The organism is Achromobacter sp. NCFB-sbj8-Ac1-l, from assembly GCF_052695805.1.
On the sequence record NZ_CP199812.1, the window covers coordinates 3,989,796 to 4,004,620 of the forward strand.

General features: G+C 67.4%; 16 protein-coding genes. 7 read left to right on the forward strand and 9 right to left on the reverse strand.

Annotated elements, in window-relative coordinates:
- Nucleotides 1–88 precede the first annotated feature (88 nt).
- From ACUDP5_RS18210 to ACUDP5_RS18220, 3 genes are all read left to right on the forward strand, one after another.
- On the forward strand, nucleotides 89–676 hold the full coding sequence (locus tag ACUDP5_RS18210) for a TetR/AcrR family transcriptional regulator (RefSeq protein WP_445656795.1): 588 nt from the start codon (nucleotides 89–91) through the stop codon (nucleotides 674–676).
- 70 nt (nucleotides 677–746) lie between these two features.
- Nucleotides 747–1,262, forward strand: a complete 516-nt coding sequence (locus ACUDP5_RS18215) for a hypothetical protein (protein WP_445656796.1) — start codon at nucleotides 747–749, stop codon at nucleotides 1,260–1,262.
- A 99-nt stretch (nucleotides 1,263–1,361) separates the two neighbouring features.
- Nucleotides 1,362–1,667, forward strand: a complete 306-nt coding sequence (locus ACUDP5_RS18220) for a hypothetical protein (RefSeq protein ID WP_263910882.1) — start codon at nucleotides 1,362–1,364, stop codon at nucleotides 1,665–1,667.
- Between the two features lie 33 nt (nucleotides 1,668–1,700).
- On the opposite strand, the gene ACUDP5_RS18225 is transcribed toward ACUDP5_RS18220, so the two are convergent.
- The 4 genes from ACUDP5_RS18225 to kdsA all read right to left on the reverse strand — a co-directional run bounded on the left by ACUDP5_RS18225 (nucleotide 1,701) and on the right by kdsA (nucleotide 5,129).
- Entirely contained in the window at nucleotides 1,701–1,958 is a 258-nt protein-coding gene (locus tag ACUDP5_RS18225; protein ID WP_263910883.1) for a hypothetical protein, read from the reverse strand.
- 212 nt (nucleotides 1,959–2,170) lie between these two features.
- On the reverse strand, nucleotides 2,171–3,805 hold the full coding sequence (locus ACUDP5_RS18230) for a PqiB family protein (protein WP_445656797.1): 1,635 nt from the start codon (nucleotides 3,803–3,805) through the stop codon (nucleotides 2,171–2,173).
- Nucleotides 3,806–3,894: 89 nt separating this feature from the next.
- Nucleotides 3,895–4,203: a DUF3892 domain-containing protein gene (locus ACUDP5_RS18235; RefSeq protein WP_263910885.1), complete on the reverse strand. Its 309-nt coding sequence runs from the start codon at nucleotides 4,201–4,203 to the stop codon at nucleotides 3,895–3,897.
- A gap of 68 nt (nucleotides 4,204–4,271) precedes the next feature.
- Nucleotides 4,272–5,129: a 3-deoxy-8-phosphooctulonate synthase gene (kdsA, locus tag ACUDP5_RS18240; protein WP_445656798.1), complete on the reverse strand. Its 858-nt coding sequence runs from the start codon at nucleotides 5,127–5,129 to the stop codon at nucleotides 4,272–4,274.
- 186 nt (nucleotides 5,130–5,315) lie between these two features.
- Between kdsA and ACUDP5_RS18245 the strand changes: the two genes are divergently transcribed.
- Both ACUDP5_RS18245 and ACUDP5_RS18250 read left to right on the forward strand, forming a co-directional pair.
- On the forward strand, nucleotides 5,316–5,939 hold the full coding sequence (locus ACUDP5_RS18245; protein WP_445656799.1) for an HD domain-containing protein: 624 nt from the start codon (nucleotides 5,316–5,318) through the stop codon (nucleotides 5,937–5,939).
- Between the two features lie 49 nt (nucleotides 5,940–5,988).
- Entirely contained in the window at nucleotides 5,989–7,206 is a 1,218-nt protein-coding gene (locus tag ACUDP5_RS18250; protein ID WP_263910889.1) for a hypothetical protein, read from the forward strand.
- Between the two features lie 58 nt (nucleotides 7,207–7,264).
- Here the strand turns inward: ACUDP5_RS18250 and aqpZ are convergent, their stop codons facing one another.
- The gene (gene aqpZ, locus ACUDP5_RS18255) at nucleotides 7,265–7,975 is read right to left on the reverse strand and encodes an aquaporin Z (RefSeq protein WP_445656800.1); all 711 of its coding nucleotides are present in this window, start codon (nucleotides 7,973–7,975) and stop codon (nucleotides 7,265–7,267) included.
- Nucleotides 7,976–8,104: 129 nt separating this feature from the next.
- On the opposite strand from aqpZ, the gene ACUDP5_RS18260 reads away from it, so the two are divergent.
- Together ACUDP5_RS18260 and ACUDP5_RS18265 are read left to right on the forward strand one after the other, a co-directional pair.
- Nucleotides 8,105–8,320 (forward strand): hypothetical protein, encoded by a 216-nt coding sequence (locus ACUDP5_RS18260; RefSeq protein WP_263910892.1) that lies wholly within the window; start codon nucleotides 8,105–8,107, stop codon nucleotides 8,318–8,320.
- A 107-nt stretch (nucleotides 8,321–8,427) separates the two neighbouring features.
- Nucleotides 8,428–9,435: a Bug family tripartite tricarboxylate transporter substrate binding protein gene (locus ACUDP5_RS18265; protein ID WP_445656801.1), complete on the forward strand. Its 1,008-nt coding sequence runs from the start codon at nucleotides 8,428–8,430 to the stop codon at nucleotides 9,433–9,435.
- 33 nt (nucleotides 9,436–9,468) lie between these two features.
- Here ACUDP5_RS18265 and ACUDP5_RS18270 read toward each other — a convergent pair whose 3' ends face one another.
- The 4 genes from ACUDP5_RS18270 to ACUDP5_RS18285 are packed head-to-tail and all read right to left on the reverse strand — an operon-like array spanning nucleotide 9,469 to nucleotide 14,819.
- The gene (locus ACUDP5_RS18270) at nucleotides 9,469–10,050 is read right to left on the reverse strand and encodes a glycerol-3-phosphate responsive antiterminator (RefSeq protein ID WP_263910895.1); all 582 of its coding nucleotides are present in this window, start codon (nucleotides 10,048–10,050) and stop codon (nucleotides 9,469–9,471) included.
- A gap of 1 nt (nucleotide 10,051) precedes the next feature.
- Complete coding sequence (locus ACUDP5_RS18275; RefSeq protein ID WP_445656802.1) at nucleotides 10,052–11,608, reverse strand: FAD-binding oxidoreductase; 1,557 nt, start codon at nucleotides 11,606–11,608, stop codon at nucleotides 10,052–10,054.
- Nucleotides 11,605–13,284, reverse strand: a complete 1,680-nt coding sequence (locus ACUDP5_RS18280; protein ID WP_445656803.1) for an FAD-dependent oxidoreductase — start codon at nucleotides 13,282–13,284, stop codon at nucleotides 11,605–11,607. The genes ACUDP5_RS18275 and ACUDP5_RS18280 overlap by 4 nt, the downstream gene beginning before the upstream one ends.
- Complete coding sequence (locus tag ACUDP5_RS18285) at nucleotides 13,281–14,819, reverse strand: FGGY family carbohydrate kinase (RefSeq protein ID WP_445656804.1); 1,539 nt, start codon at nucleotides 14,817–14,819, stop codon at nucleotides 13,281–13,283. The genes ACUDP5_RS18280 and ACUDP5_RS18285 overlap by 4 nt, the downstream gene beginning before the upstream one ends.
- Between the last annotated feature and the right edge of the window lie 6 nt (nucleotides 14,820–14,825).

Here is a 14,825-nt window from a genome sequence, read left to right on the forward strand (position 1 = left end):
GATTGACATACGAAGCGTATGCAAGATCGTATTCACATACCCGGCGCATGTCAATTAACATACGCGGCGTATGCAACGGGAGCCCACCATGTCGCGATCACGCGCCGAGATGATTGAAGAAACCCGCGGAAAGCTGCTCGCAACGGCCCGGGAATCGTTCCGTCGCACCGGCTATGCGGACACGTCGATGGACGATCTGACCGCCGCCGCCGGGCTGACCCGAGGAGCGTTGTATCACCATTTTGGTGACAAGTCGGGATTGCTGGCGGCGGTCGTCGAGCAGATCGATGGCGAAATGGATGCGCGCTTGCAGGATATCTCCCGGCGGGCTCCGGACGCCTGGACGGGGCTGCGCGAGCGCTGTCGCGCGTATCTGGAAATGGCGACCGAACCGGAGATCCGCCGGATCGTGCTGCAGGATGCGCGCGCGGTGCTGGGCCAGGGCGGCAACACGGCGCAGGACCAATGCAGCGTATCGCTGGGCGCATTGCTGCAGACCTTGATGGAAGAAGGCCGTATCGGCCCCGCCGATCCCCGCGTACTGGCAAGAATGCTTGACGGCGCCCTGGCCGAAAGCGCGTTCTGGATCGCCGCCGGCGACGACGGCCCGGCGCGCCTGGCGCTGGCGTTGCAGGCGCAGGAATTGCTGCTGCAAGGCTTGCGGCGAGAGCCGTGACGACAATGCCACCTGCGCGCATAATGCCGCAAGTCCAACACTCCCCTGAACGATCACCTGCCGCGCTCCGATGCCGATCCAACCGCTGCCCCTTGCCATCAAGCGCTTGCGCCCCGGCGCCCTGGCCGCCCTGCTCTGCGCCGCTGCGCTGCTGCCCGCGGCAGCTTGCGCCCAACCGCCCGTGCCGCAGGCCGCGCAGGCCCTGGTCGGCAAATGGCGGCACCAGACCATGCTGCGCACGGTGGACGGCCAGGCGCTGCCGCCGCAGCCGGCCGGCGGGGCCGGCGTAGCCGAGTTCCGCGCGGATGGCACCTGGTCGATGCAAGGCCCCGGCATGGTGTCCAGCGGCACTTACCGCTGGCTGGACGGCAAGCGCATCGAACAGACGCTGGAACAATCCACGAACAAGTACGAGCTGGGCGTCGCGTCGATCCGCTACGTCAAGATACAGGGCGATCACCTGACCCTCACCCGTATCCAGGACCGCAAGGAAATGGACAAGCTCATGCCTGCGCCGGCCCCGAACACCCGGCGCCCGGACGAAATGATCGTCACCAACGTGTTCACCCGGTTGACCGAGGAATAGCGTCGACGCTGCCGCCCAGCCGCCGCCTCGGCCGAACGCGGTATGGAAGGAGGCAACCTTCTTTGCTAGGCTGGGTCACACACCTGGAGGCCACCGTCCATGAAGCAGAAGATCCGCGTGCTTTGCGTCCAGCCGTCGTGCGTCTCGGCACGCTTCGCTTTCCTGGCCATCGCGCTGCGCTGGTCGCTCGGCGCCACGCCCCGGCCTGAGCGATTGCGGATCGGCCCTCACGACCTGGCGCCAGTCGGTTCCGAAGCGGCCTTCTGGATGTTCGCGCTGCGCCACGCGTTCTCGTCGCAGTCGGTCCTGGTCACCCGAGGAGATCACTGGGATGTCGCGGCATCCGTCGATGGCGACGAAATCCGGGCCTTCGGCCGGAAATTCGCCTTGCGTCAATGCCTATAGCGGCACGGCTTGCCGCCTGCGACCCGCAGGCTTTCAACCAGTGACCGGCGGTTTGCGGTGATAGGCGGCCAACTGTTCGGCTGTCCAGCGCTGCCGGGCCTCTTCCTGGCAGCAACTGCGGAACACTCGGGCGCCCACATCCAGAAACCCCCTCACATCTTCGTCCGTCAATTTGCCCTGCACTTTCATCAGGCAGTCCGCGTACGCGGACAATATGCCGTCCCAGCCCTCGGGTTTGCCAGGGGCGACGGGCTTGCTGATCATGCGAGCCATCATTTCGTTATGGTCCATGCTGAGTCCCCACTGATGCCGGGCCGCGGCCCCGAGGACCGCAGCGATCAGACAACCGGATCAGCAGCAAGCGCCATGCCTGCCGGGCGCCCGGGCGGGGCCGGCGCAACGCCCGCCGGACAAGGCATCGGCGCATCGGCCCGCCTGGCCATAATGAAAAAACTACCCTTGCCGCCATCGGGCCTGCACGACGGCGGCGGCACGGCCTGGCGCTAAGGAGCGGGCTTGACCGAGTCCGCCCCGCGCCCCCGCAGCAAGGCATCGGGACGCGTTTGCAGGTAGTCCGACAGCTGCCGCAGCGAGCGGGCCGCCCGGCCCAGCTCACGCACGGCCACATCGGTGCCCACCGACAACGACCCATCCGGCTGCAACATGTTGCCCACCGCGGCCAGAGAGCGGCCGGCTTCGCGCAACAAAGCCTGCGCCGTCGGCGCCACCTGGGAGTCGAGCTTGCGCGCCAGGCTCGCGGTGGCCCGCAGCACGCTGCTCAACTCCATGCCTATATGGTCGAAAGGCACTTTGTCCAGGCGGGTCATGATGCGATTGATCTGTTGCTGCAATTGATCCAGGTTGTTGGGCACGGTAGGCAGGAAGGGAACGTCTTCCATCGTGAACGTTACCGGCCGGGCATCCGGGAATACGGCCAGCGACACGTAGAGTTGCCCGGTCAACAGATTGCCGATGCGCAGTTGCGCGCGCAGGCCGCGCTCGATCAGCGCCGTCAGCAGGCGCCCGGTGGGACGGGACAGGTCGGGGCCGGTGTAGTCCCTGACTTCGCCCAGCACCTGGGCACCCAACCGCTGGGGATAGACGGTGGCCGACACCACCGCGTAGAACAGGTTGGTGGACTTGTCGAATTCCAGGCCGATCGCGTCCACCTGGCCAAGCGTCGCGCCGAAGGCGTCGACCGGCGCGCCGACCACCAGCCCACGCACCGACTGGTCAAAGCGCATGCGTATCCGCAAGGGCTCGCCGTCGGGTTGGGCGCGGGCGGCCTCTTCGTTCGGGAACAAAGCGAACGCGGCATCCGCCTGCGCCGGCGGCCGCTCACGCGCGTCGAAGGTCTCGAAAGCCACCCCGCCGATCGCGACCGACAGCAACGATTGCGAACGGACCTTCAGGCCGCGGGCGTCCACGGTGAAATCGATGCCGCCGGCATTCCAGAAACGCGTGCCGGCGTTGATGTAGGCGTCGTAGGGCGTATCGACAAAGACCTCGACGGCGACACCCGAGCCCCCGGGCTCCAGGCGGTAGCCGATGACTTCCCCCACCGCGACCCGGCGGTAATAGACGGGGGACCCGACTTCAAGAGACCCCAGATCGCGGGCATGCAAGGCGTAGCGCTTGCCGCCCCGATCCTGCGACACCTGCGGGGGGACCTCCAGGCCGGTGAACGCGGATTTGGATGCCGCCCGGGCACCCTCCTTGCGTGGCTTGGCGGGATCCACGCCGATGTAAGCGCCGGAAAGGAGCGTGCCAAGGCCGGACACGCCGCTCAAGGTCAGGCGGGGCCGCACAACCCAGAAGGCCGTACCCTCGCGCAGCAGATCCGCGGCGTCCTGGTTCAGGCGGATCGTGGCGACGACGCCGGTCCGGTCATCGTTGAGCGCGACACGCTCGACCACGCCCACCACCACTTCCTTGAAGCGCACCTGGGTCTTGCCGGCCTCCAGGCTTTCGGCGGTGCGAAAGGCGATGGTGGCAGTGGGACCGGCGGCCAGCCAGGCATGCAGAACCAGCAGCAGGCCGCCCACGGCGGCCACGACGGGCACGAGCCAGATCCAGGAAATGCGCCGTCTGCGGGCACGCGGGGCCGCGGTGGCGCTGGCAGGTTCCGGCTCGGACATGCAGACCCCCTTCTGGCGGTGACTCCAGCAGGGTCGCGCCGCGGCCGATGCCGCGCAAGCAGGGTATTCCCGATGCCGACAGCCGGGGCCTAGAACTCCGGCAGATCGAACACCGTGTGCAGGGTGGAGCTGGGCACCGGCACCGAGGCCAGGTGCTCACGCCCGTCGTCGTCGACCAGCACCCGCACCGGGCGCGAGGCAACCGACAGACCGTCGACGCTGATCACCGTTTCGACGTCGGCGCCGGCCTTGATGGCCTCGATGACCTCGGACGCCGCCGCCGTCACGGGGTCGCTGACCCAACCGGGCACGCCGCGTTCGGCCAGCCCCCAGCGCACATAGGCGACATGGCCGCTGACGGGTTCTTTACGAACGGCGACGATCGCGTAAAAAGACATCCAGGCCTCCCTAAAGTATTTGGCCCGGATCGTATAACAACTTGGCTGACCTGCGATGACAACCCGGGTCAGGGCTCGATGTCGATGGGCGCAAAGGATTTCACCAGGTCATCCAGCTGCTTGAGCTGGGTCAGGAACGGCTCGAGCTTGTCGAGCGGCAAGGCGCTGGGGCCGTCGCACTTGGCGTTCTTGGGGTCAGGGTGGGCTTCCAGGAACAGGCCGGCCAGCCCCACGCCCATACCCGCCCGCGCCAGGTCGGCCACCTGCTCGCGACGCCCGCCGGACGCGGCGTCCAGGGCCGAGCGCTGTTGCAGCGCGTGGGTGACGTCGAAAATCACCGGGCGGTTGCCCGACACCTTCTTCATCACGCCAAAGCCCAGCATGTCGACCACCAGATTGTCGTAGCCGAAGCTGGTGCCCCGGTCGCACAGGATCAGTTGTTCATTGCCGGCCTCGGTGAATTTTTCGACGATGTTCAGCACCTGCGTGGGGCTGAGGAACTGGGGCTTCTTGATGTTGATGACACGGCCGGTCTTGGCCAGCGCCACCACCAGGTCGGTCTGCCGGGCCAGGAAGGCTGGCAGTTGCAGAATATCGGCCACTTCGGCGACCGGCGCGGCCTGCCACGGCTCGTGCACGTCGGTAATGACCGGCACGCCGAATTCCTTCTTGACCGCCTCGAAGATCTTCATGCCCTCTTCCAGCCCCGGGCCGCGGTAGGAATGGATCGAGGAACGGTTGGCCTTGTCGAACGAGGCCTTGAACACGTACGGGATGCCCAGCTTGGTGGTCACGCGCTGGTACTCCTCGCAGGAACGCAGGGCGAGATCCAGGGATTCCAGCACGTTGATCCCGCCGAACAGCACGAAGGGCTGGTCGTTGGCGCAGGCGATCGAGGGCGAGATGACGACTTCCGGGGCGGTCATGATGAGGCGATCCTGTAAAGGTGAAGCAGGTAATAGTGCGTAATGTACAACCTGCCCACCCCCGATCCGGCGGCCAGAGGGTCGGGATGGCGCAAGCCGTCACAAGATACACTCGTTGGCTATGCGCCTGTCTGGCCAGGCAAGGCCCGCCAGAATAGGAATATCAGACTTACGACGACCTGATTCATGGACACCGACACGCTCCAGGGCCGGCTGGAATTTCTCCGCCAGGCCGAAAAACTGAAAGACGTACTGCGCAGCGCCCGCAGTTCGGGCGGCCGCCAGGAAAGCACCGCGGAGCACACCTGGCGCCTGTGCCTGATGGCGATGATGCTCGAAGAAGGCCTGACGGGCCTGGACTTCGTCCGCGTCCTCAAGCTGTGCATCATCCACGACCTGGGCGAGGCCATCCACGGCGACGTGCCCGCGATCGAGCAGGCGCCCGGCGCGAACAAGGGCGCCCAGGAACGCCAGGACCTGCTGACCCTGGCCGGCTCGCTGGACGCCCCTGCCCGCACGCAACTGCTGGCCTTGTGGGACGACTATGAAAACGCCTCGTCGGCCGAAGCGCGGGCGGTGAAAGCCATGGACAAGCTGGAAACCCTGCTGCAACATAACCAAGGCGCCAACGGCCCCGATTTCGACTACGCCTTCAACCTGGACTACGGCCGCAAGTACACCGACGCCCTGCCGCTGTTGCGCGAGCTGCGCCGGCTGGTGGACGTCGACACCCTCGCTCGCCTGCGCGAGCAAGCCGCTGCCCGATCCGCCCCCCCACCCCGTCCGCTGCCTGACGGCGACGTAACGTAGTCGAACGCTGCCGCGTCCTGCGACGCCCCCTCAACCACCCGAGAAAAGCATGGGATTCCTAGATTCGCTGTTACGGCGCAAGCCGACACAGGACCAGTTCGCCGCGCTTTTCATCGCCGCCGTGCGTCAGCGTGGTTATGCCGGCGACCTGGCCTACAAGGCCGACGAATTCCGCCTGTTGCAGGGCGAAGGCTCGTACTTCAACCTGCACAACGCTTATCACGCCTACTGCAATGCCCCCGGCGGGCAGCGCCAGGGCGCCCTGCAAGGCTTCGTCTCGACGCTGCTCAGCAGCGGCCAGGCCGTGCCGCAATCGCTGGCCGAGGCCCGCCCGCTGCTTCGGCCCGTGATCCGCAACCTGGGCGCCATCGAAGATGTGCGCATGCATCACGTACGCACCGACGGCAACGACGCCGATTTCCATCCGGCGCTGCGGCCTTTCGGCGACGATTGCGTGGTGCTGCTTGCGCTGGACCACCCCGAATCCATCTCGACCTTGACCAACGGCCCGGAGGCGGCCTGGGGCATTTCGTTCGACCAGGCCCTGGCGATTGCCATCGACAACCTGCGCGATTCGGCCGACGACTTCATGGAAGTGGCGCCCGGCGTCTACAGCGGCGGCTGGGAAGATGGCTACGACACCAGCCGCGCCCTGCTTCCCGACATGCTCGAACGCGTGCCGGTGCGCGGCCGGCCGGTATTCATGATGCCCACCCGCGACCTGCTATTGGTCAGCGGCGACAACGACGCTGCGGGCCTGATGAAAATGGCCGAGCTGTGCCAACAGGTCGTATCACATGGCCGGCCGGTGTCGCCGCACATGTACCACTATGCCGACGCCGGCGTCGAACGCTACCTGCCGCCGCAAGACACGACGCGCCGCCAGCTGAACCACCTGGCGCGCCTGCTGGCCAAGGGTGATTATGACGCCCAGAAGGAAACCCTGGACCGCATCCACGAAGAACAGGGCATCGACCTCTTCGTCGCCAATTACAACCTGTTCACGCAGCACGACGACGCGACCGCCTCGTTCTCGGTGGCCTCCTGGACTCGCGGCGTGGACACCTCGCTGCCCCAGGTCGACCGCCTGGCGCTGGTGCGCCCGGAAGCCGACGACGAGATCGGCGAAGTCCGCGTGGTCGACTGGGAACAGGCGCTGGCGGTGCTCTCGCCGTTGCTGGAACGGGAAGAGGTGTATCCGGTGCGCTACCGCACGCGGGGGTTCCCGAGCGATGCGCAGGTGATGCAGTTGCAGGCACTGGACTGACACCCACGCAGGCGCCCGTCGCCGCGTCCACGCGGGCGATGCCGGCGCAAGCCCGCCCCTAAGCCTGCGTGGCCGGTTCGCTCACCAAGCGGTACGCCAGCGCCCCGATGATCGCCCCGACGATCGGCGCCACCCAGAACAGCCACAGTTGCTCGATCGCCCAGCCGCCCACGAACAGCGCGGGACCGGTGGAACGCGCGGGGTTCACCGAGGTATTGGTGACGGGAATGCTGACCAGGTGGATCAGCGTCAGCGCCAGGCCGATCGGGATGGCGGCAAAGCCGGCCGGGGCGCGCTTGGCGGTGGCGCCCAGGATCACGAATAAAAAGCCCGCCGTCATCACCACTTCGGTCACCAGCGCGGCGCCCATCGAGTACTTGCCCGGCGAATACGCGCCATAGCCGTTCGCGGCGAAATGGCTGCCCTTCAAGTCGAACCCCAGCTTGCCGTCGGCGATCACCGCCAGCACCGCCGCCGCCGCGATCGCCCCCAGCACCTGGGCCGCCACGTAGGGCAGGATTTCCCGCGCGGGGAAACGCCCGCCCGCCACCAGCCCGACCGTGACCGCCGGATTGAAATGCCCCCCGGAAATATGGCCGACGGCAAATGCCATGGTCAGCACCGTCAGGCCGAACGCCAGCGCCACGCCCGCAAAGCCGATGCCCAATTGCGGAAAGCCCGCCGCCAGCACCGCGGCCCCGCAGCCGCCCAGCACCAGCCAGAACGTGCCGAAGCATTCCGCGCCGCAGCGCTTTGATAGTGGGTACATGATTCGCCCTCCAAGCTGAAAATTCGATGGTCGGCCAATGCGGCGCCGGCAACTTCAAAGCAATGCAAATTCCTTTCGATTGTTGACATTGCTATGCTTGGCGCGGTTTTCCTACCCCCACCATGACCGATGGACGCCACCCCTCTATTGCTATACGTCGTCACCGTGAGCGCCGTCATGGTCAGCCCCGGCCCATCCATGCTGCTGGCGCTGAACAACGGCGCTTGCCACGGCATGCGCGTCGCCGGCTTTGGCATTGCCGGCGCTGGGCTTGAGCCTGTATCGGCGCAGCGAATTACGTTGAATTACCGACGTCAAAGGCCATTTGACATGCTGTCAACCTGACCTCGCATTGTCAAAAACACGTCGCAAGACAAGAATCCTGGAACGAGCGCGACAGCGGCGTGGCGACCCGCCCCGCGGCCACAACGCGCCGATCCGGAGACTTGCGCATGACCCAGGGAAACACCGTACGATCCCGCCGCCGCTGGCTGGCGGGCAGCGCACTGGCCGTGCTGGGGCTGGCGCTGGCCGGCCCGCTGCACGCCGAGGCCGCGTGGCCATCAAAACCGATTCGCATCATCGTGCCGTACAACGCGGGCGGCGCCACCGACATCGTGGCGCGCATGGTGGCCGAACGCCTGTCGAACCGTCTTGGGCAGCCGGTGCTGGTGGAGAACCGCGGCGGCGCCTCGGGCATCATGGGCACCGATGCAGCGGCCAAGGCCGCGCCTGACGGCTATACGCTGACGGTATCGCTCAGTTCGTCGCTGATGCAGAACCAGTTCCTGTACCAGCACCTGCCCTACCAGACGCTGCGCGACTTTGTCCTCATTTCGCAAATTGCCATCGCACCCGTGACGCTGGTGGCGCATCCCGGCGTGCCGGCCCAGGATGGCCCGCAACTGCTGGCCTACGTCCGCGCCAATCCGGGCAAGGTCGCCTATGGCTCGTGGGGCGTTGGCTCGTATGGGCACCTGGGCCTGGCCTATCTCGATGCCTCGCAGCACGGCGACATGACCCACGTGGCCTACAAGGGCGAATCGGCCATGCTGCAGGACCTGATCGGCGGCCGCATCCAGCTGGCCTTTGCCAGCGCGCTGGGCACCAAGCCCTATATCGACAACGGTCGGCTCAAGCTCATCGGCGTCACCGGCGACAAGCGCATGGACGTGCTGCCCGACGCCCCCACGCTGGCCGAACAGGGCCTGCGCGAGGACGCCTACCGCCTGGTCGGCTGGGTGGCGCTGGCCGCACCCAGGGACACGCCCGCGCCGATCGTCGCGCGTCTGGCCAGCGAAATGCACGACATGGTGCGCACGCCGCAGGTGCAGGCCCGGCTGATCGACATGGGCTTCATCCCCACGGGCAACTCACCGACGCAATTCGCGGCGAACTACCGACAGGAATTGCCGGTATGGAAGACGTTGGTGGAACAATCCGGCGCGCGGCTGGACTGACGCCCACCGCGGCCGGCCGAAAGCGCCGCGGCGCTACCGCAGCACTTTCGGGTCCACGCTCCAGAGCACCGCATCGCTGGTCGATACCGCCACCGCGCCTTGTTTCAGCGCAGCGGCCACGTCCGCCTGATTGCAGACGAAGCCCGACGCCACGATGGGCGGCAGCGCCTTCAGGTCCTGTGGCGCCATGTGGGCCAGCATCGGCGCCGGCATGATCTGCACCAGGTTGGGGTCGCTCTGCTCCAGCGCCTTGACGCTGCGCGGCCAGGTGGATCGATCGGTCACGAACACCTTCTGCATCGTCACCATGCCGGCGCGATTGGCGCGCTGGATGGTGGCCACGCGAGTGGACACCAGGCTGGCCACGCCGATGTCCGCCAGGTAGTCGACGCCGCCCTTGTCCTGCGACAGGCCTTCGCAGCTGTCGATGTTGACGATGACGTACTTGCCCGCCCGGTTCAGGGCGGCGATCACCGGCGCAAGCTTGCGCAGCTCGACGTTGGCCACGATACCGATCTCGGCCGCGCTGCCGACAAAGGCATTGATCTGTTCCGGCCCATACAACGTGGCAATGACCGGATGCCGCGAAAGGCATGCCCCGAGTGACCTGTCCATGTTATCGCTTGCCTTGATCGTAGAAGAGTTCGTCCGTCAGGCCGAGCTTTCCGGGGTTGAGGATGTTTTTGGGATCCAGCGCCTGCTTCACCGCAAGCAGCACGGCGAAGGCTGGTCCCAGCGATTCGCGCATGTACGGCGCGCGCAGCAGTCCCACGCCGTGATGATGGCTGAGCGCGGCATTGTATTTAATCAACACGGCGTTGGCCGCGTCCCAGGCCTGCCGATACCACGTGGCCCGATCCTCGACCGCGACCTCGCCACGCAGCGAAAAATACAGGCACGCGCCGTCCACATAGGCATGAGACTGGTGCGCCGACCCGGCCAGCGTGCCAGGCACCGCATTGATGGCGGCCACGACCTCGTCGTAGATGGCGGGCAGGTCGCTCCAGCGCCCCGCCATCTCCAGCGTATCGGCCACGAAGCCCAGGCTGCGCTTGAAGCCTTCCGCGCTCTTGCCGGTGAGGTAGCGGGTATCGAGCCAGCGCTCGAACATCGTCTCGCCATCCAGCTTGTCGCCCGTCTCGCGGCACGCGTCTTCGCTGATCTGCATGACCGCATCGACGATCGGCTGCGGACCTTCGTCGGCGATCAGCAGCACATTCAGATCGGGCTGGCTGAACTGCACGCCGCTTTCCAGCGCGTCGTACAGCCGCAATGCGGCGGGGTTGGCGCCGCGTTGCATGATCTGGCGGCAGGCTTGCAGGCCCGCGGCGAACGTCTTGAAGCCGTAGGCGATGGCACGCCCATAGTCGGGCAGCCGATGCAGCTTGAGCCGCACGCGCACCACCACGCCCAGCGTGCCTTCCGAGCCGATGAACATCTGCTGAAGGTCCGGCCCCACCGCCGCACGCGAATAGCCGCCCACGGTGATCAGGCTGCCGTCGGCCAAGACTACGTCCATGCCGAAGACCATGTCTTCGATCTTGCCGTAGCGCGTGGACAGCTGCCCTGCCCCGCGGCACGCCACCCACCCGCCGACCGTGCTGATGCCGAACGACGACGGCCAGTGGCCCATGGTCATGCCGAAGTCACGTTGAATGGTCTGCTCGAACACATCGCCGAACATGCCGGCCTCGACCTCGACGAGCTGGCTGTCGCGATCAAAGCCGACCAGCCGGTTCAGCTGGCACACGTCCAGCACGATGCCGCCGCGCAGCGGCAATGCCGCCCCTGTCACGTTGCTGCGCCCGGCCGACACGGTGACGGGAATGGCGGCGGCGTGGGCGATGCGCATCACGGCCTGGATCTGCGCCACGGTCGACACCTTGACGATCACGGCCCGCGGCGTGGCGGGCCGGCCCGCCGTTTCGGTCATCATCGATCCAGCCCACCAGTCGCGCGTCCAGGCCACGGCGTCGGCAGTGGCGGTCAGCACGTCGTCGGCCGCGGCGCGCAGCGCCTGGAGGTGTTCCGGCGCCACGGCCACCGGGTCGCGCTGCAGCCCGGGTTCGGTGCCGGTTTCTTTCAGGCCGGCCGCATAGCCCGGCGGCGTGTGCGCGCCCACCACGTAGTTGCCACGGTTGTAGCCGCGCTTGATTGCCTCTTTGCTGATCACGAGTCGTCTCCAAGTAGTACGGACTTTTCATGTTGGATCGCGGCGCGGTAGCCGTTCACTTGCCGCGCCACGTCGGTATCGGACAGGCCCAGTTCGGCCTGCAGTATCTGGCCCACGCGCGCCGCGGCCAAGGCCGAGGCATCGCGCGCCATCAGCCGCGCCCGCATGCGGCGTGACAGCACGTCTTCGACCGTGGCCGCCAGTTCGTGGCGCACGGCGTAAAGCGCTTCGGCTTCGGTGTAGGGCAGCCCCGGCACCAGCGGCGTCGCCAGCGCCGGGTCCCCCTGCATCAGGTCGCTGACAAAGCGCGCCTCGGTGCCGTAGCGTTCGCCCAGATGCGCCGCCAGGCCGCCCGAGGCCACGATGGCCTGCGGGTCGTAGCCCGCCGCGCCCAACAGGAAAGCGCTGGCGGTGACGCAGCGCGCCTTTTTGCCCAGCACTTTCTGCGCGGCGTCGATGGTCTGCTCGGCCATATGGCGCGAGGTGGTCAATTTGCCGCCGACGATGGTCACCAGGCCGTCCGCCGCCACGCGGATTTCGTGGTTGCGCTTGATTTCCAGCGTCTTGCCGCCGGGCGGCGCCACCAGCGGCCGGCAGCCGGCGATGCTGCCCACCACGTCTTCGGCGCACAGATCGGTCTTGAGCGCCGAGCGGGCCCCTTCCAGCAGGAAGTCCAACTCGCGCCGGGTGCAATGCACGTCGTCCAGGTCGCCTTCGTAGTCTTCGTCCGTCGTGCCCAGGTAGGACACGTTGCCCCAGCGCGTGATGGTGGCGCGGCGATTGCGTCCCGGCACGGGAATCGTCACCGTGCAGTCGTTGCGCACCTTCAGCCACGGCACCGCCACGTGCACGCCTTTGGCAGGACGGATGTGCAACGCTTGCGGATCACCCTGGCGGCTGCCGTTCCAGTCGCGCAGCCACACGCCGGTGGCCATGACGACCGCGCCGGCGCGCACCCGGATTTCAGCCTGGCCCGCCTGCACGATGGCGCCGTCGACCCGGCCGTGGGCATTGCGCGTGATCTCGACCGCCTTCGCGTGGTTCAGCACGACCGCACCGTGGAACGCCGCGGTGCGTGCGACCGCCAGCGTGAGTCGGGCGTCGTCCACCCGCGCGTCGAAATACAGGAAACCGCCCAGCAGGCTGTCCTGCTTGAAGGTCGGGCAATGCGACAGCACCTCGGCGGGCGTCAGTTTCTGGTGCAGGATGCCTTCGCGCCAGCCGCCGGCCAGGTCGTAGGTCCACAGCAGGCTTTCGAACGCCTTGGCCAGCCGCTTGTCGAACACCCCGTCGCGCTCCAGGATGGGAAACAGGAACGGCAGGCGCTGCACCAGGTGCCGCGCATTGCGGCGCAGGCGCTGACGCTCGTGCAGCGAATGGCGCACCAGGCCCAGGTTGCCCTGTTCGATGTAGCGCAGCCCGCCGTGCACCATCTTCGAAGACTTCGATGACGTGCCGGAGGCGAAATCGTCTTTTTCCACCAGCGCCACGCGATAGCCGCGCAGGCTGGCATCCAGCGCGGCATAGGCGCCCGTGATGCCGCCGCCGATGATCAACATGTCGAACTGCTCGCTGCCCAACCGGTCCGACTGCTCCTTTCGGACCAGCCGCAACGGTTCGCTGCGGGTCATGCCGGCCCGGTCCTTCCTGGGCTGTCTTGATGGCCACCCGATCATGTGCGCAATGCCTCCTGCTTGTCGTGGGGGTACAGGCCCGCGTGGGCCAATTCGGATTCCACGCGCGAATGCCACAGCGCGCGGCGCCGGGCGCGCGCGTCGGCGGCCAGGGACGGAAGGAACACCGCATCGGTCGCGGCGGTATCGCGCGCCGCCTGCAGCGATGGCCAGAGCAGGCCGGACGCGCCCGCCAGGAACGCCACGCCGCGCAGGCTGGCGCGGTCCGCTTCCTGCATGCGGCGTATCGGAATGCCCAGCAGGTCCGCCTGGATGCGCAGCAGCGGATCGCTGCACGACAGGCCGCCGCCCACCACCAGTTCGGACACCTGCACGCCCGACACCTCCTCGTCCGCCTCGATGCAGCTGGCGACCGAATGGGCGATGCCTTCCAGAATGGCGTAGGCCACCTCGGCCTGCGTGGTGGCCATGGAGATGCCGGTCAGCGAGGCCCTTGCCCCGGCTTCCATGCGCGGCACGCGCAGCCCGGTCAACGCCGGAATGAACGTCACCCCCCCGGCGGACTCGGCCGTGGCGGCCAAGGCGCTGATCTCCTGGGCATTCTGGAACCACTTCAACTTGTCGCAGACCCAGTTCAACGCCGACCCGGTGGTGGCGACAAACGTCTCGACCGCGAAGTGCGAGACCTGGTCCTGGCGCCGCGCCGTCATCGTCAACGAGCCTTCGTAGCGGCCGCTGTTCACCGGCGGCTGCGGCCCGATGATCAGGTCGACGAAGCTGCCGGTGCCGTGCACGCACATCGCCTGTCCGCGGTCCAGGCACCCCAGGCCGACGGCGCCGGCGTGCTGGTCGCCGGCCGATGCGCGGATCGGCACCGCGATGCCCAGCAGGTCTGCCCGGGTGTGGCCGAAGTCATCGGCTTCCTGGCGCAAGGCAGGCAGCAGTTCGCGCGGGAATTCCAGCGCGTCGATCCAGTCCAGGTAATAGCAGTGGTCCGCCAGCACATAGGCGCCGGCGGACGTGGCGTTGGTGGGCGTCGTGACGCATTCGCGGCGGTCCGACAGATGCCACAGCAGCCAGGTATCGACGGTGCCGAACGCCAGCCGGCGTTCGCGCCAGGCCTGCGCCACGGCGGGCGTATCGCGCAGGTGGCGCGCGGCCCAAAGATACGGCGAGCGCACCCCGGCCGGTCGCCCTACGTGGGCCAGCAGGCGCGCGTTCCACTGGGGCGCCAGGCGATCGAGCGCGTCGACATAACGCGTGTCCTGCCACACCATGGCCGGCACCAGGGCGTGGCCGGTCGTGGTGTCCCACAGCACCGCCGTCGCACGTTGCGTGGCCAGCGCCAACGCCGCGATGTCGCGGCCGTCCTGGCGTGCCTGGGCGACGACCTGGCGGCACACCTGCACCGTCCGCGCCAGGATGGCATCGGCGTCCTGCTCGACCACGCCGGGCCGCGGCGCATCGACCTGCAAGGACAGGTACTGCTGTCCCGATACGTGGCCGTCGCCCGACACCAGGGCCGCGCGCGTCCCCGAGGTGCCGGCATCGATAGCCAGGATCACGTCTTTGTGCATGCTGTC

Coding starts and splice junctions, on each gene's coding strand:
- ACUDP5_RS18210 (WP_445656795.1), top strand. CDS start 89: ATGTCGCGATCACGCGCCGAGATGATTGAAGAAACCCGCGGAAAGCTG.
- ACUDP5_RS18215 (WP_445656796.1), top strand. CDS start 747: ATGCCGATCCAACCGCTGCCCCTTGCCATCAAGCGCTTGCGCCCCGGC.
- ACUDP5_RS18220 (WP_263910882.1), top strand. CDS start 1,362: ATGAAGCAGAAGATCCGCGTGCTTTGCGTCCAGCCGTCGTGCGTCTCG.
- ACUDP5_RS18225 (WP_263910883.1), bottom strand. CDS start 1,958: ATGGACCATAACGAAATGATGGCTCGCATGATCAGCAAGCCCGTCGCC.
- ACUDP5_RS18230 (WP_445656797.1), bottom strand. CDS start 3,805: ATGTCCGAGCCGGAACCTGCCAGCGCCACCGCGGCCCCGCGTGCCCGC.
- ACUDP5_RS18235 (WP_263910885.1), bottom strand. CDS start 4,203: ATGTCTTTTTACGCGATCGTCGCCGTTCGTAAAGAACCCGTCAGCGGC.
- kdsA (WP_445656798.1), bottom strand. CDS start 5,129: ATGACCGCCCCGGAAGTCGTCATCTCGCCCTCGATCGCCTGCGCCAAC.
- ACUDP5_RS18245 (WP_445656799.1), top strand. CDS start 5,316: ATGGACACCGACACGCTCCAGGGCCGGCTGGAATTTCTCCGCCAGGCC.
- ACUDP5_RS18250 (WP_263910889.1), top strand. CDS start 5,989: ATGGGATTCCTAGATTCGCTGTTACGGCGCAAGCCGACACAGGACCAG.
- aqpZ (WP_445656800.1), bottom strand. CDS start 7,975: ATGTACCCACTATCAAAGCGCTGCGGCGCGGAATGCTTCGGCACGTTC.
- ACUDP5_RS18260 (WP_263910892.1), top strand. CDS start 8,105: ATGGACGCCACCCCTCTATTGCTATACGTCGTCACCGTGAGCGCCGTC.
- ACUDP5_RS18265 (WP_445656801.1), top strand. CDS start 8,428: ATGACCCAGGGAAACACCGTACGATCCCGCCGCCGCTGGCTGGCGGGC.
- ACUDP5_RS18270 (WP_263910895.1), bottom strand. CDS start 10,050: ATGGACAGGTCACTCGGGGCATGCCTTTCGCGGCATCCGGTCATTGCC.
- ACUDP5_RS18280 (WP_445656803.1), bottom strand. CDS start 13,284: ATGATCGGGTGGCCATCAAGACAGCCCAGGAAGGACCGGGCCGGCATG.
- ACUDP5_RS18285 (WP_445656804.1), bottom strand. CDS start 14,819: ATGCACAAAGACGTGATCCTGGCTATCGATGCCGGCACCTCGGGGACG.